At 38.0% G+C, this 22,600-nt stretch carries 19 protein-coding genes; 12 read left to right on the top strand and 7 right to left on the bottom strand.

What is annotated here, in order from left to right:
* Nucleotides 1–35: 35 nt before the first annotated feature.
* From dapF to ORQ98_RS25080, 8 genes are all read left to right on the top strand, one after another.
* On the top strand, nt 36–866 hold the full coding sequence (dapF, locus tag ORQ98_RS25115; protein WP_274691575.1) for a diaminopimelate epimerase: 831 nt from the start codon (nt 36–38) through the stop codon (nt 864–866).
* Nucleotides 863–1,561 (top strand): DUF484 family protein, encoded by a 699-nt coding sequence (locus ORQ98_RS25110; protein WP_274691574.1) that lies wholly within the window; start codon nt 863–865, stop codon nt 1,559–1,561. Before dapF ends, ORQ98_RS25110 begins: the two co-directional genes overlap by 4 nt.
* A gap of 36 nt (nt 1,562–1,597) precedes the next feature.
* Complete coding sequence (xerC, locus tag ORQ98_RS25105; protein WP_274691573.1) at nt 1,598–2,521, top strand: tyrosine recombinase XerC; 924 nt, start codon at nt 1,598–1,600, stop codon at nt 2,519–2,521.
* Nucleotides 2,511–3,221 (top strand): HAD family hydrolase, encoded by a 711-nt coding sequence (locus ORQ98_RS25100; RefSeq protein ID WP_274691572.1) that lies wholly within the window; start codon nt 2,511–2,513, stop codon nt 3,219–3,221. Before xerC ends, ORQ98_RS25100 begins: the two co-directional genes overlap by 11 nt.
* Nucleotides 3,222–3,490: 269 nt before the next feature.
* Nucleotides 3,491–3,754, top strand: a complete 264-nt coding sequence (gene bufA2, locus ORQ98_RS25095) for a BufA2 family periplasmic bufferin-type metallophore (protein WP_274691571.1) — start codon at nt 3,491–3,493, stop codon at nt 3,752–3,754.
* Nucleotides 3,755–3,879: 125 nt separating this feature from the next.
* Nucleotides 3,880–4,728, top strand: a complete 849-nt coding sequence (gene bufB, locus ORQ98_RS25090) for an MNIO family bufferin maturase (RefSeq protein ID WP_274691570.1) — start codon at nt 3,880–3,882, stop codon at nt 4,726–4,728.
* On the top strand, nt 4,718–5,467 hold the full coding sequence (locus ORQ98_RS25085) for an HvfC/BufC N-terminal domain-containing protein (RefSeq protein WP_274691569.1): 750 nt from the start codon (nt 4,718–4,720) through the stop codon (nt 5,465–5,467). The genes bufB and ORQ98_RS25085 overlap by 11 nt, the downstream gene beginning before the upstream one ends.
* Nucleotides 5,468–6,339: 872 nt before the next feature.
* Nucleotides 6,340–9,759, top strand: coding sequence for an ATP-binding protein (locus tag ORQ98_RS25080; RefSeq protein WP_274691568.1), 3,420 nt, complete (start codon nt 6,340–6,342; stop codon nt 9,757–9,759).
* Here the strand turns inward: ORQ98_RS25080 and ORQ98_RS25075 are convergent.
* Nucleotides 9,739–10,665, bottom strand: a complete 927-nt coding sequence (locus tag ORQ98_RS25075; protein ID WP_274691584.1) for an endonuclease/exonuclease/phosphatase family protein — start codon at nt 10,663–10,665, stop codon at nt 9,739–9,741. The genes ORQ98_RS25080 and ORQ98_RS25075 overlap by 21 nt on opposite strands.
* Nucleotides 10,666–11,177: 512 nt before the next feature.
* On the opposite strand from ORQ98_RS25075, the gene ORQ98_RS25070 reads away from it, so the two are divergent.
* On the top strand, nt 11,178–13,022 hold the full coding sequence (locus ORQ98_RS25070) for a PKD domain-containing protein (protein ID WP_274691567.1): 1,845 nt from the start codon (nt 11,178–11,180) through the stop codon (nt 13,020–13,022).
* 47 nt (nt 13,023–13,069) lie between these two features.
* On the opposite strand, the gene ORQ98_RS25065 is transcribed toward ORQ98_RS25070, so the two are convergent.
* Complete coding sequence (locus tag ORQ98_RS25065) at nt 13,070–14,413, bottom strand: cache domain-containing protein (RefSeq protein ID WP_274691566.1); 1,344 nt, start codon at nt 14,411–14,413, stop codon at nt 13,070–13,072.
* Between the two features lie 508 nt (nt 14,414–14,921).
* Between ORQ98_RS25065 and ORQ98_RS25060 the strand changes: the two genes are divergently transcribed.
* On the top strand, nt 14,922–15,257 hold the full coding sequence (locus ORQ98_RS25060) for a PilZ domain-containing protein (RefSeq protein ID WP_274691565.1): 336 nt from the start codon (nt 14,922–14,924) through the stop codon (nt 15,255–15,257).
* A 307-nt stretch (nt 15,258–15,564) separates the two neighbouring features.
* Nucleotides 15,565–16,173, top strand: coding sequence for a hypothetical protein (locus ORQ98_RS25055; RefSeq protein WP_274691564.1), 609 nt, complete (start codon nt 15,565–15,567; stop codon nt 16,171–16,173).
* Nucleotides 16,174–16,275: 102 nt separating this feature from the next.
* On the opposite strand, the gene ORQ98_RS25050 is transcribed toward ORQ98_RS25055, so the two are convergent.
* The 3 genes from ORQ98_RS25050 to ORQ98_RS25040 form a co-directional block, all read right to left on the bottom strand.
* Nucleotides 16,276–18,858, bottom strand: a complete 2,583-nt coding sequence (locus ORQ98_RS25050; RefSeq protein WP_274691563.1) for a family 20 glycosylhydrolase — start codon at nt 18,856–18,858, stop codon at nt 16,276–16,278.
* A gap of 73 nt (nt 18,859–18,931) precedes the next feature.
* Nucleotides 18,932–19,705: a substrate-binding periplasmic protein gene (locus ORQ98_RS25045; protein WP_274691562.1), complete on the bottom strand. Its 774-nt coding sequence runs from the start codon at nt 19,703–19,705 to the stop codon at nt 18,932–18,934.
* Nucleotides 19,706–19,721: 16 nt separating this feature from the next.
* The gene (locus tag ORQ98_RS25040) at nt 19,722–20,495 is read right to left on the bottom strand and encodes a substrate-binding periplasmic protein (RefSeq protein WP_274691561.1); all 774 of its coding nucleotides are present in this window, start codon (nt 20,493–20,495) and stop codon (nt 19,722–19,724) included.
* A gap of 349 nt (nt 20,496–20,844) precedes the next feature.
* Between ORQ98_RS25040 and ORQ98_RS25035 the strand changes: the two genes are divergently transcribed.
* On the top strand, nt 20,845–21,204 hold the full coding sequence (locus ORQ98_RS25035; protein ID WP_274691560.1) for a hypothetical protein: 360 nt from the start codon (nt 20,845–20,847) through the stop codon (nt 21,202–21,204).
* A 97-nt stretch (nt 21,205–21,301) separates the two neighbouring features.
* On the opposite strand, the gene ORQ98_RS25030 is transcribed toward ORQ98_RS25035, so the two are convergent.
* Nucleotides 21,302–21,505, bottom strand: a complete 204-nt coding sequence (locus ORQ98_RS25030) for a hypothetical protein (RefSeq protein WP_274691559.1) — start codon at nt 21,503–21,505, stop codon at nt 21,302–21,304.
* A 496-nt stretch (nt 21,506–22,001) separates the two neighbouring features.
* Entirely contained in the window at nt 22,002–22,430 is a 429-nt protein-coding gene (locus ORQ98_RS25025; protein WP_274691558.1) for a secondary thiamine-phosphate synthase enzyme YjbQ, read from the bottom strand.
* Nucleotides 22,431–22,600 lie beyond the last annotated feature (170 nt).

Genomic DNA, 22,600 nt, shown 5'->3' with positions numbered 1-22,600 from the left:
ATCCAGGCTTTAGATGCACATAGACTTACAACACCATGCTGTTACGTTTTACAAAAATGCACGGGCTTGGCAACGACTTTATGGTTGTCGATTTAGTCACCCAACACTGCAAACTCAATGAAGATTTAATTCGATCATTGGCTGATCGCCATCGTGGGATAGGTTTTGATCAACTACTCGTTGTGGAGCCCCCCAGCCAACCAAACAATGACTTCAAATACCGAATTTACAATGCAGATGGTGGCGAAGTAGAGCAATGCGGAAATGGAGCGCGCTGTTTTGCTCGTTTTGTGCTAGACAAAAAGTTAACAACCAAAAACCATATTAAGGTTGAAACACTGTCAGGTGATATAGAATTAATAGTAGAAGCCGATGGCAATATTACTGTAGATATGGGTATACCCAAGCTAGCACCAAGCAGAATTCCTTTTAATGCACCTCAACAGCAAGCGACTTATAAAGTACAAACTGTTGGCGGTGAAATAGAGTTAGGTGCTGCTTCAATGGGTAATCCTCATGCAGTGCTAGTAGTAGACTCTATCAATAACGCACCAGTTAACACGCTCGGGGCAGAGTTAGAGTCACACCCTGACTTTCCACAGCGAGTTAATGTTGGCTTTATGGAAGTGCTAAGCCGCCAGGAAATCAACTTGCGGGTGTTTGAACGTGGCGTAGGGGAAACTCAAGCTTGTGGTACTGGCGCTTGTGCGGCAGTTGTCGTTGGTTGTATTCAAGGCTTGCTGGATGAGCAGGTAACTGTGAATTTACCAGGCGGTAGTTTAACGATTCAGTGGCAAGGCGAAGGGCATAGTGTAAAAATGACAGGTCCTGCCTGCCGGGTATTTGAAGGTCAAATTAGGTTATGACAAAACCAACCAATAAGCTGGCGTTTTCGGAAGAAATCACCGAACAGCAGGTGGTTGCTTATCTCGAAGCTAACCCTAACTTCTTTCTGGACAACCCTGATTTACTGAAAACACTCATTGTTCCCCACCCTAGTGGTAAAGCAATTTCTTTATTGGAACATCAAGTTAATTTGTTCAGAAAAGAAAATAAAGAGCTGCATAAGCGCTTAAGTAATTTAATAGCCATCGCCCGAGAAAATGACCAACTTTTTGATAAAACCCGTCGGCTCATTATCAACTTACTAGCTGCCAATAGTTTGGAAGACATTCAAGTCATTATTGAGGAACACTTTAGAGAGCAGTTTAAAACAGATGCCTGCTGCTTACTTTATTTTGCTGATCAGCCTCTCAACACCCATGGCCGAACCCTGGCGTTAGCAGAAGCTAAAAAACAGTTAGGGGATATTCTAGATAGCACTAAGCCTATTACCGGTCTATTAAAGTTAGAGCAAAAACTTGTACTCTTCCCTGATCAAGCCCATCAGGTTGGCTCTGCTGCTGTGGTACCACTTTATCATCAACGACTATTGGGCATTTTGGCTATTGGTAGTGAAGATATGAATCACTTCCGCACTAGCAATGGCACATTATTTTTAACCCATATTGGTGAAGTGCTCAGCCAGCTGGTTTACCACTTTCAAGAACAATCCAGCTAACAAAGACTGTCAATTAACAAGAACAACCAACTAAGCGTGTTAAATCAAGTACTACAGGCATATTATAACTATCTGAGTATAGAGCGACAGCTGGCAAAACATACCCTTAATAATTACCAGCGCGATCTAAATAAGCTAGCAGCCTGGCTAGACAACCAGCAGTGCCTTAGCTGGGAGCAAATAACACCTCAACAACTCAGACACTATCTAAGCCAGTTAAAACATGATGGCTTAGATCACCGCTCAATACAGCGACACTTGTCCAGCATTCGCTCATTCTATAATTTTTATTGCAGTAAACACCCCTCGCTGCAAAACCCTACAGTTGCCTTACAAGCACCAAAAGCAGCTAAAAAACTACCTCAACTACTGGATGTTGACCAAGCTGCTCAATTGTTAAATACAACCCCTGACGACCCACTATTAATTAGAGATCATGCAATTTTAGAGCTTTTTTATTCATCAGGATTAAGGTTAAACGAGCTATCACAGCTTGACATTAGTGGCATTGATCTTAGCCAACAACAAACAACTGTGGTTGGTAAAGGTAATAAAACCCGACTGGTACCAATTGGTAGTTATGCCTGCACTTGTTTAAAAAAATGGCTGACAACCCGTGGCCAGTTAGCCAAACAAGGTGAAGCTGCTCTCTTTGTCTCAAAGCAGGGTAATAGAATTAGTAACCGTCAAATCCAAAACCGGGTAAAACATTTTGCTCAACTCATGGGGCTACCAGGCAACCTGCACCCTCATATGCTGCGCCATAGTTTTGCTACTCATTTATTAGAAGGAAGCGGTGACTTACGCGCTATACAGGAATTACTGGGCCACAGTGATATTAGCACTACACAAGTGTACACTCATGTAGATTTCAACCAATTAACCAACGTATACGACAGCAGCCACCCACGAGCCAGGCGTAAAAAATCCTCAACAAGCAGTAATCCTAATGACAATTAAAGCGATCACCTTTGATCTTGATGACACCCTATGGAATAACACACCTGTTTTACTAAAAGCTGAGCGAGCTGTTATCGAATGGCTGCTAGCTCAATTTCCCAACATAAATGATCACCATGATATAGATACAACCACTGGAGAGTTCAGAGAGTTTAAGGACCAAATAAAACAAGCCAACCCAGCCCTCACCCACCAAGTAACTAACTTAAGAAAGGTTGCACTTGAAGAGTTACTGGGCCAAGCTGGCTATACTGAACAGGCTACCAACGGTGCCGAACAAGCTATGGAAGTATTTCTCCATGCCCGCCACCAGGTTAATTACTTTGATTATGTGGAATCTGTATTAGCAGAATTAAACCAACAATATACCCTGGGCGTACTCACCAACGGTAACGTCAATATAAAACGCCTGTCGATAGGTGATTATTTCGATTTTGCCTTTTGTGCAGACGAACTAAACACCAGCAAACCAGATCCCGTATTTTTCCAAGCAGGTATTCAGGCAGCCAAAGTGCTTGCTGAAGAAATTGTACACATCGGCGACCATCCAGAATATGATGTTATTGGTGCCAAAGAAGTGGGACTAAAAGCCATCTGGTTTAACCCAGAGCAAAGCTCATGGGATTACCACATAAAACCCGATGCAGTGATTAGTTGTCTAAGTGAATTACCAAAAGCAATTAAAAGAATAAAAATATAATTTAGGGCACCTCTAAAAGCATTCTACTTAATAGCCCAAATACTTCATCAGGCCACAAAAAATATTATGCCGTTAAAATGTTGGCCTCGGATGTTAGATTATTCTGGTTAGTTTCGAAAACTCTAACCTTGAATAAAGTCACAAGACCGAAGCTAATTTATTCATTTTTAATTACCCGACTGAAATTAATTTTCTTTCTGCCCTGTCTTTAGGGTTGAGTCATTGATCAATGCTTAATTTAATGAAATTACTATGAGTAGTAGGAGTATATGATGAGTACACCAAAGAAAGTTTCAGGTACTGCTTTAGCTGTTGTTGCTGCGGGTTTATTTACTTTAGGTTCTCAAGTAGCAACTAGTGCTGAAGCCAGTCAGGTTCAATGCTGGGGTGTTAATAGCTGTAAAGGCCATAACGACTGTGCTACTGCAAGTAATGCCTGTAAAGGTCATGGTTCTTGTAAAGGCCAGGGTTACTTGAATATGTCTGCTGAAGAATGTGAAGCTAAAGGTGGTACGGTTAAAGAAGAAAAGTAATTTTTGAGAATAAATGGATTTGGTAATTATTAATAGTCCGTCATTATTGATAATGTCCAACGTCCATTTATCCCTCACTAGATATATCAACTGTTTCTATATCCACAATTATGGAGGCAACCCGAATGAATCGTCCTTTTTATGGTTTTGGCCTAGGGTTGCGCCATGACTATTATCAGGAAATTTTAGAAACCCAACCTAATGTTGATTGGTTTGAAATAATATCAGAAAACTATTTTGTTGCAGGTGGTAAACCACTGTATTATTTAGATGCTATTCGTGAGCAATACCCTCTAGCGATGCATGGAGTATCCCTTTCTATCGGCAGTACAGATCCTTTAAATCAAGATTATTTAACACAGCTAAAAAAATTAGCCAAAAGAATTAATCCTATTTTTATTTCTGATCATTTATGCTGGACAGGGGTTGATCATATAAACAGCCATGACTTATTACCTCTTCCTTATACAGAACAAACAATACAACATATTGTTTCTCGTATTCAATATGTACAAGAGTTTTTAGGCAGACAAATTTTATTAGAAAATTTATCCAGTTATGTCACTTTTGCTGATTCAAAAATGACTGAATGGGAGTTTATTAAGGAAATAGTGACACGAGCAGATTGCTATCTTTTGTTAGATATAAATAATATTTATGTGAGCGCTCGCAATCATCAGTTTAACCCAACAGAATACTTAAATGGTATTCCTGCTGAACGAGTGATGCAACATCATTTAGCTGGTCACAGCGACTATGGCGATTATGTTATTGATACCCATGACATGCCGGTCGTTGACAATGTATGGAGCCTCTATCAGGAAGCTGCTCAATTATATGGCCCTGTATCAACGATGATAGAGCGTGATGATAATCTGCCAGCTTTTTCAGAATTACTGGCTGAACTAAACCAAGCTAGAGCCATTGCAGGGCCTATTTATACAGACTATCAAGGTTATGCCAATGCTTGCTAATTTACAAAAAGAGTTTCTTGCATTTTTACAAGGCAAACCTAGTGAAGTTAAGCACCTGGTGACCACTGAAACACCAGGGCTAGCCATCTACAAAAATGCCTATAGTCAGCGTCTAAAAGAAGCGTTGGATACTGATTTCCCCTGTTTAGGTAAGTTATTGGGTGATGACTTATACAACCAGTTGATTGCTGACTATATAAAACAAATGTCTTCTACTGATCCATCCCTACGTTGGTTTGGTAGTAATATGCAATGTTTCTTAAAGCACCATCCTTTATTTTCTAAGCAGCCAATAGTAGTTGAGTTAGCAAACTGGGAATGGCAACTTAGAGCCGCTTTTGATGCTGCAAGTAGTGAGGTTATTGCTATTGAGCAGCTAGCTACAATTGCCCCAGATCAATGGTCGGCCATACAACTCAAGTTAGTTCCTAGCCTACAAGTACTCCAATATCAAACCAATGTGGTCAACATTTGGCAATCTCTTGAAGCAGACCATACACCACCTGCCGTTGTACAAAATACGTGCTATTGGCTGATATGGCGCAAAGAGCTAGTTACACAGTTTCGCTCTGTATTCAAAGATGAATGGCAGATTATCCAACTCATTATAGAAGGAGTTACCTTTGCCGAAGTTTGCGAACAGCTATGCCAGTGGCATTCCCCAGAGCAAGCCCCCCAAAGAGCAGCTCAGATTATCCAACAGTTGACCAATGACCAAGTAGTGATGTCTGTATGCTGAAATGGGATTTCAGTGCAGGCCTACTCCCCCTCTCTATTAGGTCAATAACAGTCTTTCTTATCAGCCTTCTAGCCTTCTTAAGTAACTAACTTTTCTCTACTGAAACATCATAAAAACCCAATATCTGAAGAAATTAACTATACTCGCTACCCTTGAGCAAACAGTTATTTGCAGCCAAAAGAGAGTAAGTAAAAACAAACATTGTTTTGGTATCCGTCTTGTCTTAAATTGAATGCTTGATTAATCACTATTAGCCTGATACCGTGTCGTATTATTCATAGAATAGTAATATTAGTACCACTCATTTTGCGAGTATGAAAAGGGGATTTTCGTTTACTTAAGGAGAGAAACAATAAATTATATGTTTCTGATCGGGGATGAGTAAATAAAGGCACAGATATTTGGGAACAACAGGGGGATAGACTACTACTGCCCCCCTCCTAAAATTGAGTATTGATAAGTCACTAAAGTAGAAGTAAAGCTAAAGATGCTACCTCATATTACTAGATTAGTAATATAACCTTTAAAGCTAACTTTACTAACTAACACTCATCACCATCCAATAAGCAAATATTTCTCATATTTTTTCCTCCAAAAAATAAACGATAAGCTACAACGAGTTAAGTATGGCATGTTACTTTTTAGTACACAATCTTTACTATAGCAAAAGCCTAAGCCTTGACAGCACATAACATTATTTCAAATCAATATACCAGCTATAGTTAAACTAAAAAACAGCTTAAGTTTGTTTATATTTACATACTTAAAATTTTATTTCTATTAGCCAAAATATAAGGCACTCTATTTTAAAACTGCCTAAAAATTATGTAAGCGCTGAGCATATGCTTAGTTGTTACTCAGAAGGAACTCATATGTCCAGTATTTATACAGAAAAGCTGTTGAGACAATTTGGCCATACAGACGGCTTGTTAAGTGGTGGAAATCTGGCTACTGGCTTAATCGTCTATTGCATTATTGCCACGACAGAAGGTTTTGGACGAGAAGGTATAGTTCTATCTACTTTTCTGCTATTTTTTCTATCTGCAATTTTAGAAATCCCTACAGGGTACTTAGGAGACCGTGTTGGCTGGAAGTTCTCAGTTCGACTAGGACTATTTTGTGACTTCATATCTACTTTATTTTTCGGTTTAACTATTTTTTTCGCTATACAGGGCTATTATATATTGATGCTATCTTTTTTAGTGTTGCGACAGCTGTTCAGCGCACTTAATGGAGCATTTACCAGTGGCTCGTACCAAGCAGCTTATCAACGTTGGTATCAAGAAAAGCTTGAGCAGAACACTATTAAAATCAGCGATGCCCCGCCTCTTTTTCTTGCCAGTTATAAGTACGGTATATGGATTCGCCTTGGACTACCCCTAATAGCACTAGGCATTGGCCTATTATTACAAACAGAGTTTTTTTCTCAGGTTTCGAAGGAATATATCGCCCTAGTTCCACTTGGAATGATACTGTATGTGCTATTAATTCAAATAGTAGTCTATTTTAAAATGGCTAAAGATCTAGACTTCAGCACTATCTCTATAAAAGAAGGCAACTCTACCAGTGACATAACCATAACAAAATTATTTCTATCTGCTCAGGCTACATTTCCAATTTTATGTACCTATGCATACTCACATATTTTCTTACAAGTCTGTAATCTATTCTTAGTCGGTGAGTCTTATTACTTATTTAAAGAAGCAAACTTACCAATGATCTTTGTTTGGGGCGGGGGTATGGGAGCCGCTGTAGTAATTACTTTTTTTGGTATAGCAATTTCTCGTTTTTTTATCCCCTGGCTTTCCAAACAAACTAAACTAAGGTCTATCCGCTGGTTAGGAACACTGTGCTTAAGTTTATTATCTGCAGTAGTAGCACTTACTTTTTATAGCAGTATATCAACAGTTGCCAAACTAGGATGTATTTTTTCAGTGATATTGGTTGCTTATCCAATCTCTTTTGCCTTGCGCGCCGAAATTACTTCTGATAGTCACCGTTTTGTGCCGGATGAGTTTAAAGCCAGCTGGTTTAGTGGCGGCTCCTTACTGGCTCGGCTAACCTACGCAATGATTGCAGGACTGATTCTAATTGCAGGCGTTCCTCATATGGGCATTTTCGTCATGATGTCAGTATTAGGCGTTATCGGTGCTTCACTTGCTTTTATTAACTATAAAAAAGGGGAAAATGTCAGCAAGTTTGAACGAGCCAGCTTAAAAAAATGCCTGGGCATGGTAGTAGGTATCATGTTTTTTATTACCAGCTTTTTGGTATTTTTAGGTGAAACCTGGTACTTCGTAAAGCATGCGACAGAAGCACAGCGTCAGCAAGACCAAATTATTGCAGAACAATATGCTGGACAGTTTGCGCATTTAGAAGAAACTTCTCAGGCCAACCAATTGCTTCATACCCTTCGTCAAAGGATAAATGTTGACTGTGTAGATATCAATACAAACTTGATACAACAAACCCATTGTAATACAAGCGAATCAACGTATTCTGTTTCTAGGGTTATTTATTACAACCCTCTACTTAAACAGGATCAACGAGGTACCATTACCGTTTACTTTAATGATTCCATTATTCACCAAAAAATCTTACACCACTTAATTATTGTAGCAGCTATTTATATTGCTTTTGTGCTTTTGGTATTTTCTATCACTTACCGAATTGTAAAACGTATTTGCAGTGAAGCCAAAATGGTTCTAGATGTGGCAATGGATAAATCATCAAGCAGCCCTAAAGAGAGAAGCGGAGAAGAACGCTATTTTATTGACGAGTTTGCCACCATGGCTGACAGGTTTAATGATTTTATTGAAAATGAAAAGCGCATGGCAAATCTACAAGGAATCAATCAAATAGCGGCACAGGTTGCCCATGATATTCGCTCTCCACTGACAGCCTTAGAAATGGTTGCTGAGCAATCCTTAGAAGTATTTCCTGAAAGAAACCGCATTATCTTTCGTCGCGCCATTGATAGCATCAATGACATTGCCAATGGCCTGCTAGTAGTGGAACGTGAGCAAAATGCTGATAAAGACCCAGCTAAACAACAAATTTCCAAGCAGCTATTATCTACTTTACTAGAAGAAGTAGTTTCAGAAAAACGAGTACAATACCGTCTCCAACCTGCAATAGAACTACAGTTACAAGTAGATAACGATGCTTATGGGTTATTTGCAAATATTCATGCTAATACCTTACGGCGAGTGCTGTCTAATTTAATTAATAACTCAGTAGAAGCCAAAGGAAATAAAAGCAGCATTAATATTCAACTAAGGCTTCAAGAGTTAAATAATAAGGCTGCTATTACGATCATTGATAATGGTCAAGGTATTCCAAATAAGCTCATTAATAACGTATTAAAGCGAGGGGTAAGTATAGGTAAACCTGGTAACACAGGTTTAGGTTTATCCCATGCCAAGACCACAATAGAATCATGGCAAGGACAGCTGGCTGTATGTTCTGAACCTAGTGTTGGCACTCAAATAACTATTATATTACCTCTACAAGCAACTCCTTCCTGGTTTTTGCCTTTATTAGTATTGCCTGCAAATTCACAAGTCATGATTCTAGACGATGATATCAGTATGCATCGTGTATGGCAGAGCCGTCTAGAATCCCTCCCTTTGACTGACTCGCGCATAGAGGTTAACTATTTCCTCAATGAGACACAGGCCATTGAATTTTACCAGAAAAAAATTAATCCCCACCGTCCCTTGTTGTTTTTATCAGATTACGAACTAATAGGTAAAGCTAAAACTGGGCTTGATATCATCGAGGCTCTGCAGATAGCTCAGCACAGTATTTTAGTGACCAGTCACTATAAAAGTAGCCATGTAATAGAGCGTTGTTCTCAACTAGGGATTAAAGTTTTACCAAAATCTCTCGCTAATTGGTTATCTATAGAGGTAAGCACATTAGCATCTGTTAATTATGATGCTGTGCATATTGAAGATAATAAAGGTATCCGTGTTTGCTGGGAGCTAGATGCTAAAATGCATCCAGCCAAACTACTATCATTGAAAAGCCCAATGGAGTTCGAGAGACATGCAGATCAAATCTCTAAAAATACACCCATTTATATTGATAATGAATTTATAGGAGAAGAAATAACAGGCTGTGAATGGGCAAAAACTTTATACGACAGAGGCTTTAAACGACTGATTTTAACTTCAGGTCTGATTCCAATAGACGCAAATGAAATGTATTGGTTTGAGTCAATTGGTGATAAACGCTCCCCCTGGGCAAAAGCAAGGGAGAGAAGCAGGCTATCTATTACTGTCGATTAAATTATTTTTTAACCCTATCTCAGCAATCACTGGTAAGTGGTCAGATCCAATATCTGGCCCTACCTTTATACTAATTACTCTTATTGTTTTGCTTAACAAAATATGGTCAATAGGAATTAAAGGTATTTTGCTTGGCCAACTAGGGAGCAAACCAACACCTGTGCGTGTAGACTTTAACTCAGCCGCATCAATAAGCTTTTTAAAGCTGTGTCCCCAAGGAGTTGTATTTAAATCACCCAATAATACTACGGGATCAGACTGGTTTTTTAACCATAAGGAAATTTCTTCTAGCTGCAAATCACGAGAAATTGCCATGGATTGAGACATAGGTGGTACAGGGTGAGTAACCAACAGTTGAATTTTGTGCTGCTGCCAAATTAGAACGCCTGTAATTGAAGGCAGCTGATCAGGACCAAAATACTGAATTTGTAAGTTTTCAACAGGGTAGCGGCTAAACAAGGCAATACCAAATCCACCATTTCTTGGCTGTTCTAGTTTATATGGGTAAAGCTTCTCCAATTGTTTAAACGCTTGTGCCCACACAGGCGTATACTCTTCAACAGCAACAATATCTGGCTGCCGCTGTTGTAACCATTGCAGCAATAACGTTGTATTTGTATTGTTAAAATTAGCATTAATCTGAGCAACTGATAAGGCTGCAGAACTCTCTTTCACTATATTGTTGTCACTATTAGGCTGACTTTTATACAAATAAATAACCTCATAGTTTAGCCCAACCGTCATGATTGCAAGTCCAAAGCAGTGCCACTTCCTCACCAGACTAAACACGATTATTCCCGATATCGCTACAGCCAGATAATACCAACGGAAATGATTTATTAGATCAGCTAGCCAGTGATACTTCCCAAATAAGCCAATAAAGCTTACTAAACCAGCCAGAACCACTGCCAACAACAGCCACCTTAATATCCACACAACCTACTTGTCTCCGAAAGATGTTTCAAACCAAAACAGTAATTGTGTAAGTTTACATAAAAAATTATGCCTACACTCACTTTCTAGTGTATATCTTTTCAAGTTCTTGTGAGTTGGCTGCTAGATAAACAATTTCTGTGAGTCTTGACAAATATTACTAAAAACTGATGTGTTTAGATTGTCATCTGTTTAAGGCTAAAGCTAGTTAACAGGATTGATATTAATTGTAATTTTAATGATTTCTTACTCAAATTTAATGTTTGTTATTTATCTCTAAATCTGTATTACCTGATATTTTGAAATGATCATTAAAAGATTATTTAAATTACTCAATCTCAATTAAGTCGATTCTTTCAGAAATATACCTAGCTCGGATATATCTGAAATGGCTAGTACGTCATGGAAGGTTCATGGAAAGTAATTAGTAAATTGTAAGCAACAAAGGCTCCACACAAAAGAGAATGATCAATGAAGTGGCTAATATGATGACTCCTAAATTTGCAAAAACCTTATTATATAGTGCTTGTGTCATGGTGCTTACAGGTTGCCCAGGTGATGATGACGACAAACCCAATCCACCAGGCAATAAAAAACCTGTCGCAAAATTTTCTCATTCTTGTAGTGAACTAAGCTGTAGTTTTGATGCGAGTGCTAGCTCTGATCCAGATGGCAACATTACTCAGTATAGCTGGAATTTTGGTGACAGCATGAAAGGTGATGGCGCGACTGCAAACCATAGCTATAGCAGTGCAGGTAGTTACATGGTTACCCTAACGGTGACGGATAACAAAAATGCCACCGCAGAACATAAGCTAGAAGTGACCGTTAATACCACTCCAGATACCCCAGATGATGACGACGATGATGGAGATGGAGACGACCCTGTTGGCATGAATGAGTGTGAAAATTGGCAAAGCAAGCACCCTGAGTGGCTATGGTGTGATGACTTTGAAACCACGGTCTCCTTAACAGAAAAATACGGTAAAAACAGTGTTAAGCCTGGTAAGGATGCAAACTCACTACAACGAGTTGAAACTAACCCTGCCCATGGTAAATATGCTTTACGTTTAAAAGCAGATAGTGAAAGTAAAAATAGTGGTAGCTTTCGGCGTAATTTTGGCCGAGTCCCCTACAACAACTCTATAGACGATTTAGGCGCTAAGCCTTACTTTGACGAAAAAATTAATGAGGTATATTACCGTTTTTATGTGAAATACCCGAACAGTACTTCAGGCTGGCCAACTCATATTACAAGAGCATTTGGCGTTGCAGCAGGCTCTGATCAGTTTGGCCCACAAGCATTTGTCGCAACACTTTCACATGATAAATCCAAAACAGCCGTCGTTTCCGGAGAACCAAACCTACTAGCTTATAGTGGTTTTGATCCAAAAAATCCAGATTCCACATTAAAAACTACCAAGTGGGATGACATGGAAAATTTAACCCAGCTTGGTGAAAATACTGATCCATTGCCACCTGTGCCGCCACCTCCAACACCGCCAGAAAAGCCGACACTTAGTAATTTTGCGGTGAACCAAGTTGATGATGATATCCCACCGCCTCCGCCACCTCCTGGTGATCCAGAACCACCCTCCCCTCCTGTGCCACCAGATAAGCCAGACGGAGATGATAACAACCCTTTAAGTAAAGGCAAATGGCACTGTGTTATTGTACACCTTAAGCTGAATAGTACTACTCCATACAAAGCAAATGGTGTATATGAGATAGCAGTAGATGGAAAGCCCTACTCAAAATACACGCTAACTGATTTGAACTGGACAGGTAAATGGCGAGAATACGCGATTAACGGTATTCAGTTTGAAAACAGCTGGGCAATGGCGGAGCAAAACAGCCAGCAACCAACTAACAGCAGTTTGGCAACAACCAAACCCCAGGCAATGGAAGGGGAAATGGAGAGCTACCTGGATGCATTAGTCATCTCGAAAAAACCTGTAAGTTGTTTAGATACCAGCGATCCGGATGACCCAATGCCTCCACCGCCACCACCTGGCGACCCTGACAAACCCGACGATGATGACCCTGTACCACCGCCTCCTAAGCCACCAGGAGACGATGATGATGACGATACACCACCAGATATACCACCACCGCCGCCACCAGGTGATCCAGATAAACCGGATGATGATACGCCGCCGGACATTCCGCCGCCGCCACCTCCACCTGGCGACCCAGATAAGCCAGATGATGATGGCGATGATCCAGGCCCGGTACCTCCACCACCTACACCAGATGATGACGATGATGGTGATTTACCGGATGATATTCCACCACCACTACCGCCACCAACCGAAACGGTTAATTTATAACGTTTACAACGTCTTGACTAAGCCAGCTTTACAGCTGGCTTAGTTTTTTAAAGCTGCCGTTGAGTGTTGTCTATCACTGAAAAAGTAATATATTTAGCGATAAACCAGCTAATCAAAAAAATTACCAAACTAAAACAGCCCACAAACAATAGACTGACTTTTATAATGTGATTTCGAAAGCTATAAACTTTCTTAAACGCCTCTGCTTCATCGATTTCACTTAAAATAGCCCACTTTAAACCTGCAATAAAAACCGGGCTAAAGGCAGAAAGTACCGGTACTCCTCTATAATCTTCAAATATTTTATATCCCCTTTCACCAGCTAATGCGAGCTTTGCTCCTGGAGTAGTCACTGGTTGCAAACCGATAGAAGTATTTTTTGCTAAAATTTTATCAACGGTATGTTTTTCAACTCCAGCATTAATAAGCCCCTGCTCATATTTTTCAGGCGTTTCTATCAAAAACCGGCTAATACTTCGCATGGTAAAATCAGAGCCTACTAAATACGTTTCTCCTGTCTCTCCCAGCCCTGATTTACGCCACAACCGTCCATGAGTCATTATTAAATTAACTTTATCGACTGGCATCTGAAAAATTAATACACCTACTCTATTGTTATCATCATAAATAGGCGTAGCTATAAAGGCAGCAGGATCATCATATGATGGTACATAACTGGAAAAATCAGTTAAATATACAGCTCTTTGGCGGTCATTGGCTACTTTTTTAAAAGCTACAGCTATTGCAGAGTCAGCATATGGACCATCGATTAAAGATGTCGTATAATCCAGCTCTTTAGATACAGAATAAACAATATCACCCGTCTCATAATCAACTAAAAAAATATCATAGTAGCCAAACCGTTTTAAAAACTCTCTAATATGAGGATGATATTTAGCATGCACAGCTCCGTAGCCTGTATTATTATTTAAATTGACTAATTCATCCTTCTCTCTAACTGAAAACTTATTTGCTTTAATAAAAGCATACTGTAAAGTTATGGATTCAATGTCTAACAACTGGAACTGTGACTCTAACAGCTTTTCTTCACCACTATTACGACGCTTATATTCAGCATTATAATCCACTCGATAATACTGCAATAATTCAGTTTTAAACTGGTCAATATCATAAGCTTCGAGTTCTTGTGTATAACTCTTATAAGCATGTTTAAAATCTCGCATTGCGTTTATAATCATTCTATTATCGGCATAACTAATCACTTGATCATGAATCGTTTCAAAGTACTGTTCCACCTGCTGTTTTTTTATTTCTAAAATAGCGACCAACTGTTCTTTTGCTTGTTCCTCTATGGATATTCGTGCAGACTGATAGCTTTGATAAGCAAAAATAGCTGCCAATACCATAATTGGAATAAAAGTTACAACCATTATGGTTAATGTTATTTTAATGTGTATTTTTTTTATCATTAACGTTAAACAGTTATATCATCTTTTAACAACTACCCTTATACAGTACACCTTTTAAACATAGTGACTTCTCGGAAGAATAAGGCAGCATCGTAAGGGTAACTGAATGGATGCAGAAGGAACTAAGCACAACGACGCTATCGTGGAAAAGAACATTTTTACGCGTGTCCTGTAAGTGAGTTGACTTATTCTGTATGCCAAGCATATAAGAAAGTGTAAATGGTTTTAGCTAATAAGCAGCAAAAACATCAGAAAAATTTACGACAAATTCTGTCTAATAGTGTTATCATTACCACTAAAAGCCACTAATATATCAGTGATCTTCAAAACTAGTCACTTTTGTTACTGAGAGAAATTTTTAATAATTACTTATAGCCATCTCTGTAGGCTGATCGAGTCTTAAACAAAGCGGTGAACCATTATTATCGGTACCCTAAATATAACTCAGCTACTTACGAAGGTATAATCTATGCAAAACTTAAAGCATAAGGAAAGCCGTCAATTCTCACGTAAAAGCATTAAGTGGCCAGCAATAATTAAACATTCGGGTAATATATTTAGAGTAACTACCCTTAATATTTCTGAAGCAGGTGTTTTAGTAGAGTCACCCATCAAGCTTAGAATAGGGCAGCAAGTATCTCTTATGATTAAAGGACATCATAATGGAGATAAGATGACTATATATGCAAAATCTCAGATTAAGCATGTTGTTGTTAAGTTATATAACTTTCAGCTTGGAATAGAGTTTATTGAAATGTCAAAAGCAGCAAGGACATTTATTGCAAAATTTATAGAGGGTTTATAACAATCACTTTACTAACAATATACACTTTCACTCAGGCAATCTTCTTTCATCTCCTGCCTCTCCTTTCTATTAGCCCAATTATCATTCCAATAAAAAGCAAGCAGCAATATGTAAATATTTATGACACTATAAGAATACAACTGTCATACCTTCATAAAGAGATATAAATAACTTACTTATTTCCTCAGCGGATTCATTTAAAACTGTGAATTAGCATTCAATTTAACGGTGATTACTGATTGCTCATTAAAGCAAAGACATTGTAATTTAAATTAATCAAATATTGCAGTTAACAGGAAACCTCCTAATGAATAACTGGCTTAAGAGAATAGCATTCGCCTCTGGGCTATTATGCTCTGCAACGGCACTTGCTAGCCCAATCAACATTACTAATGGTGGGTTTGAAGCAGGCCAGGGCAATGATATTAGTGGTTGGTTCCACGAAGTTGGCCATCAGGTAGCCTATACGACCAACCAACTTATACATAATGGAACCCGTTATACTGCAGCTGAAGGCAATCGTTTTGCAGTGTTACCCGCTCATGCATCAATTCGAGCAGAGACTAACTGGAAAGTGGGTGACACAATTAGCTTTAAATGGCTCGCTTTAGAAGCTATCGACCCCACTTTTCAGCTTTTTGAAAATGGCCTTATTGTGACTAAAAGCATTGACCTTACTGGAGCTACAGGTACTTGGCATGAGTTCAGCTATACCTTTGAGGATGCTGTAGGCCAAAACAACTTGCCAAGCTTTATTGGCTTCCAAGGATTTGCCGATAATGTCTATCTAGATCAATCACTACTACTAGTGGATGATGTAAAAATTACACGAATTTCTGTTCCAGCGACTTTTGGTTTAGCATTATTAGGGTTAGGTTATTTAGTTGCCAGGCAGCGTCTATTAAGCTCAACATAAGTAAAATACAATAAAAAACAATGAGCAGTGAAGTGACACCATTTACTGCTCATTACTTCTTCAATTAGCGCCACCACTATTACAGCTACTCCCCTTATATAGCTATTTCGCTTCAACTTCCACAGTTCTTCCGCCTCGTCCGTTTCGAGTAAACGCCCTTAATTTAACAGGCCCAATTGCACTAAAAGGTTCTCTATAAATTTCTGAGCTGGCTGTTGGATCTGAACCATCTGTAGTATATCTAACAACAGTACCTGGCAAACTAATATTAACTGTCACCAGTCCATCTTCATTTAACATGGCGCCTGGTATGGGTAATCGATAGTGAAAACCACCAAATAGTCTATCAAGCTTAGTCAACTCAACTTGACCAACCCTATTAGCAAAACGATTCCAAGCCTGGTTATACAACTTAGTATTTATTTTTTTATCGCCAACCCAATTTGGTTTTTTAGCCCAGGCTCGTTCAGCCAAACCTAGTAACTTAGGCAATGCAAAATACTCTAATAAATGAGTAGTTTTCATGTTTTCACTCCACAACTGCCCTTGCAAACCCAGTATATAACTAGCATTTTTGTTCTTCAGACGCTGCTTATTTTCAAACTGATCAGGATGAATCACATTTCCCATTCTGTCTGTTTTAGCACTTTGAAATAAATCTAAAGGTACAAATTGATAAGGTGACTCGGTATTCGTAAAATTGGCCCAGTAATAGCCTGGCTCTGAAGGGTATTTTTCATAGGCCAAGTCAAAGTACAAGTTGGTTGCATTAGCCAATACTACCGGGTATTGTTTGTTAGCAAGTTTATAAGCATTATCTTCATCCCCCCAACCCCAGACATTATTCCACACATAGGGAGTTAATTTACCTCCCATATAAAAAGGGTTAACTCGCTTAGCACCATAACCATTTTCTCCTAATCGAGTAAAAGCAAGTTCTTCCCAGCCAGCCACTTTTAAATTATATTTAGCATAAATATTACTTATCCGATGTATAAAATACTGTTTTAATAAGGCCACATGAGCCAAACTCATATTTTTCGTTTGCATTAGCTGCTGACATATAGGGGACTTTTGCCATACACCTTGAGGCACTTCATCTCCCCCAATATGCACACTTGTTAGTTCTGCATTAGCCTGTCCATATAGCTCTTTTATTTCTTTCAATACCTTTTCTACAAAGGTATAAGTAGATGGTAAACATACATTAATAACATTATCTTTCCATCCTTGCACAGACTGATAGCTTGATTGATCAGCTAAGTCAGATAACAAATATTTACTTGCCAGCTCATTTTGCCGCTTAGTCAAACGTCTATAACGCGTCTCCATTGACTTAATAGCAGCTCTAGCATGGCCTGGTAAGTCAATTTCAGGTATTACCCTAATATGATGGGCTTTAGCAAACTTTAAAAGTTTAATAAAATCAGCAGCTGAATAAAAGCCACTTCCTTGATTTATGTCAGGAAATGGCCCTGAACCAAAAGACGGCAAAATATATTCTTCTTCTGTTGTAGTATGTCCTCTACGCCCTCCTACTTGAGTTAACTCCTCTAACCCCTTGATTTCAAGTCGCCATCCTTCATCATCAGTTAAGTGCAGGTGCAAGCGATTTAATTTATAATAAGCCATTACCTGAATCAGTTTTTTTACTTCAGCTATCGGTTGAAAATGCCTGGCCACGTCGAGATGAAGCCCTCGATAGAGAAACCTTGGATAGTCTTTTATAGACATTCCGGGAAGATCTATTAATACTTCATCTGCACTATTGATATCAAACTGAGCTAACAATGTTTGCACACCATAAAAAATACCCTGATTAGTATTTGCAACAATCTGGACTCCTTGATCAGTTATTGTAAGGTGATATCCCTCACTGTGGATGCCCTCTAGATCATTCGCAGATTCAGTTGCTAGCTGCAACACAATATCAGATGTTGTAGGCTTAACTGAATTTACTACCTGTGGTTGGTAGCCTAAAATTATCGTCAACTGCTTAGCTAAGACGTCAGCTTCACTTGTTAGGTTTTTACTAGTGATAATTCTAATTGGCGCATTTGGCTGCCAGTTCAACTCAAGTTTTTTAACCTCAACAGGCTCTGGTATCACCACCGATAACCGCTCTTTTGGTAAAAGTTGAAGTCTTTTATTATTTTTAAAATGCCATTTAGTTGTAGCTAGCGGCCAAATATCTGCTTTTATTCGATTCCACTGTTTAGGTTCACTAGGCTTAATAAACTCAACCTCAGGTAATACCTCTATATGCTCTTCTCCCTTATCTGGGTTAGTATAAACAATATAAAAACCTGCTGGTTTATCGGTATGATTAACTGCCCAAAAACTAGCATCAAATGGAATAGTTATGCTTTTACCAGAACCTAATGATTTAGGTTTCACTCCAGGTGTTATTTTATGGAGGTCACCATTAACATGGTGTATTTCAACAAAATCAGGATATGAACCGACTTTCACAGTCCTTGCAAAATTGAAATAAATCTCCCAGCCTTTAGCAGGTAGCAGCTCTTTACTATCATTTTTAATAACTAACTGAGAGCGAAAGCTATTGGCTCCATCTTGATAATTATCTAATATTTGCCAACTAACATTTAATTGATGACCAGGAGGTAATGCATAAGCCAGAGAACCTGACAGCATAGTGATCATAATATATTGAAGTATCTTCATAATTAGCATTCCTTTGCTTTAGAGTACCTCTAATTATAGCTAAACACATAAGGAAAGTTCTGCAAAACTTAGACTAAAGGCTCGCTTTCTCTAATTCAAATCGATCCAATATACTACCAATAACGCCCGCTGAGCATAACTCAAAATATCTATTATTAAAACTATCGACTACGCTCTTAGGTGTATATTGCTTTGATAACCCCACATAGTAATATAGTTTTTTATATGAGCCAGCATAGCGTATTCTTTCAAGATTATTATTTTTGATAATTTCAAACCCAACAGCCTTGTTTGAAAAAACACTTTCTATAACTCTACCCTTATCTAGCATTTTAAACAACCCAATATCATCAGGTAAAAAGGTGATTTTTATTGGAAAAATCTCTTGTTTTAACATTTGAGATTTAATTGTTTCAAGAGTATAAGAAGTGTTTGAGGGGCCGTATACTCCTACTTGATATCCTGCAATATTGCTTAATTCCTGATAATTGAGATTATCATTTTTTCTAACAAAGAAGCCATATTGGGTTTCTATTATAGGTGAACTAAAATAAAGCCATTTTTCTCTAACTTTATTTTTTCCAATCATAAACAGCCCATTGACTTTTCCTTTTTTTGCTTCTTCTTGAGCTCTACGCCAAGGGAGTAGTCTTATCGTACAAGAGATTTGCATTTTATTACAAACAGCCCTTATAATTTCAGCCCCAGCCCCTTCCACACGACCTTGCTTTTCATAACTAAATGGCGGAAAGTCCTGAGTATTAAAACTTAGCGTGTCTCCGCCTGCTTCATTATGCAAAGTGGCGACTAGTATTAGTATCACCAAACATAAACTGCATAATTTCATAATATCTCAAACCACGTTACTCTAACGAGGCCGCCTCCATATGAAATTTCGACAATATTTCTTGAAGCTTACCACTTTTGTGCAATTCTGTTAGCCCATGATTAAATTTATCAACTAGCTTTTTATCTGTATATTTTTTACTAAACCCAATAAAGTACTTAAGCTTTTTTTGTGCTCCAGCGTATCGAATATTTTTTAATTTCACTTGATTAATTATTGCCAAACCTACATCTTTATTAGAATATACCCCTTTAAGATTTCGGTTTGGATCGTCTAACATTTTAAATATATTAACATCATCAGATACCATTTTTATATCAATAGGTTTTATCCCCTTTGAAGCCATAGACTCCTTTATTTTATTCAATGAGTTAGACGTGTTTGACGGGCCAAAAACCCCAATTTTATACCCAGCAATATCCTTGCTATCCAAATAAGTAAGGTTATTATTTTTTCTGACAAAAAATCCATATTCAGTCTGCATTAAAGGCGGGGAGTAATATAACCATTCAGCTCTAGCTTTATTCCAGCCAATCACAAACATAGCATTTGCATTACCATTTTTTACTTCGTTTTGAGCTCTACGCCATGGTAACAAGTTAAACTTACAGCTAAACCCCTGCATATCACATACCGTTCTGATTACTTCAGCTGCAGGTCCTTCTACAACATTATTGATTTCGTAGTTGAATGGTGGAAAATCTTGTGTATTAAAAATCAGTGTATTTGCTTGCGCAGAGGCGACTGAAAGTGTTGTAATAATAAATAATATTGATGCTATCTTATACATTAGGATACCCTCTCATCTACACCCTTCGCACTGGATATAACTGTCTACAAATCCATATGCAACCAGCATTCATTTGAAAAAGTTACTCGATATAATGCTAGATGAAAAAGCTGGTTTATGTCAGATAAGTGATATCCGACCGACTCACATCAACAAACTCACTCATAAGCAGACTTTTTTAAAATAAACAATAATCCATTATCAGTTTTTTGATTATGGAGCAACTCATATAGAGTTGCCTATTTACCAACCTGAAACAAGTAAAAAATACGTACAAGCTCTTTACATACCATTCTAAACCGATATAATCCACGCGCCAGAAAATGCTATCTTCACCATAAGGAATGAGTTGGGTGAAACGGTCCATACAAGAAAAATCCCAGAAACAGTAGAATTAGCAAGCGGCAACGGTTATTTTTCAAGTAGCTCTTATACAATTGCTTTTGCCAAAAAAGGTTATCAACAGCAGAGTATTATGATTACCAGCACAGATGGTTGGTATTTTGGCAATTTATTTCTTGGTGGTTTAATAGGTATGCTTATTGTTGACCCTTTGACTGGTGCAATGTTTAAACTCCAAGATACTGCACAAGTTGACTTAATTGCTACCAGTTATCAGTCTAACAATAGACTTGATAAGACGTTACAAGTTGTTTCTCTAAACAATCTTCCAGAAGAGTATCGCTCTAAATTAGTTAAGATAAATTAATTTTTAAAAAACCTCGGCTATTCATATATCCTTGGTATAAGGTATATATGAATAGCCATGAAAAAAATTATACGTAATTTTCTGATTTTATTAGAAGTTAATGTACCGAGTGATCGCCTGTTCTCCCTGACTCAATTTCCTGAATTGTGCCGCCTGAATTAAGGAATTCTTCTATTTGTTTCTCTATTACTTCCCTTACTTTCCTTCTTGATTGAACCGTATAAGTTTCAGCATCTCCTCCTATGCTACCCCAATCACCTTCAGTTCGCTTTTTTGGTGTAGAGCCTTGTTCTCTTGCCATAATTATTTATACCTCATGTATTTATAACCAAACATCCTAAAACTGAATAGACGGTTTTTTACTCCTCTTTCAGACGCCATTAAATACATTTATAGCTCAATGAATAATTAAGAAAAGGAAAAATATTTAATTATTTAGTTTTTTTTCACCTTAATAGCAATATATATCCAAGCGAAACGTCATTTATAATGATCTAGTGTTATATAAATAGTAAAGTTAATAGCCATAAATTCAGCCAATCCCTTACCTTTCAGTGACTTACATAAATAGACTAATTTAATTTCTAATTTTTCCTCCTTATCACCTAGCATATATTTTTTTATCTTGTTTTTCAGTTAGTTACAAAACACTACCAAATAATGACGCAATTAATACCTCTCTAAACAATCAAAGAATTTTTCCTATAGTTATTCAAAAACAGCTCTAACTTAATATTTTTGCTAACTATCGCATTTTTATAGGTCTCTTGTAGTCAATATTTAGACAATTTTATAACCTAAAATCTTTCACCTTGTATTGTGACAATTATTCGACGACTCCCACCATGATTACGATGCTCTCCCAAATAAATACCTTGCCAGGAGCCCAACGCTAACAACCCTCTACTTACCGGGACTGTTATACTAGCCCCTAGTAAACTGGCTTTAATATGTGCGGGCATGTCATCAGGACCTTCGTAGGTGTGCTGATAATAAGCAGCATTCTCCGGTACAAAGTGATTAAAATGGGCCTCAAAATCACTTCTTACAGTTGGATCTGCATTTTCATTAATAGTTAAAGATGCCGATGTATGCATAATGAAAAAGTGGGCTAAACCTATTTTTAATTCACTTATTTCTGTTAATTTTTTAACCAACTCATCAGTAATAAGATGAAAGCCTCGCTGCTTTGGCGTTAACTGTATAGTCTTTTGAAACCAAGTCATCAAGATACCCTCCTATGCAATAACTTATCTTCAGTCAACTATACATCAGTTGCCCTAGAAATAGAAAAGCTCCCAAAGGGAGCCTTTCTATTTTTATATACCAGTCGCGAATCATTTCTAGGTTCAATAATACAGCATCATGTGTATAATCCACTGTTATGAGAGGATTT

The organism is Spartinivicinus poritis (assembly GCF_028858535.1).
Taxonomy (GTDB): Bacteria; Pseudomonadota; Gammaproteobacteria; order Pseudomonadales; family Zooshikellaceae; genus Spartinivicinus; species Spartinivicinus poritis.
Note: the sequence above shows the minus strand (reverse complement) of the source record. Positions and strands in the feature narration are given on the sequence as shown.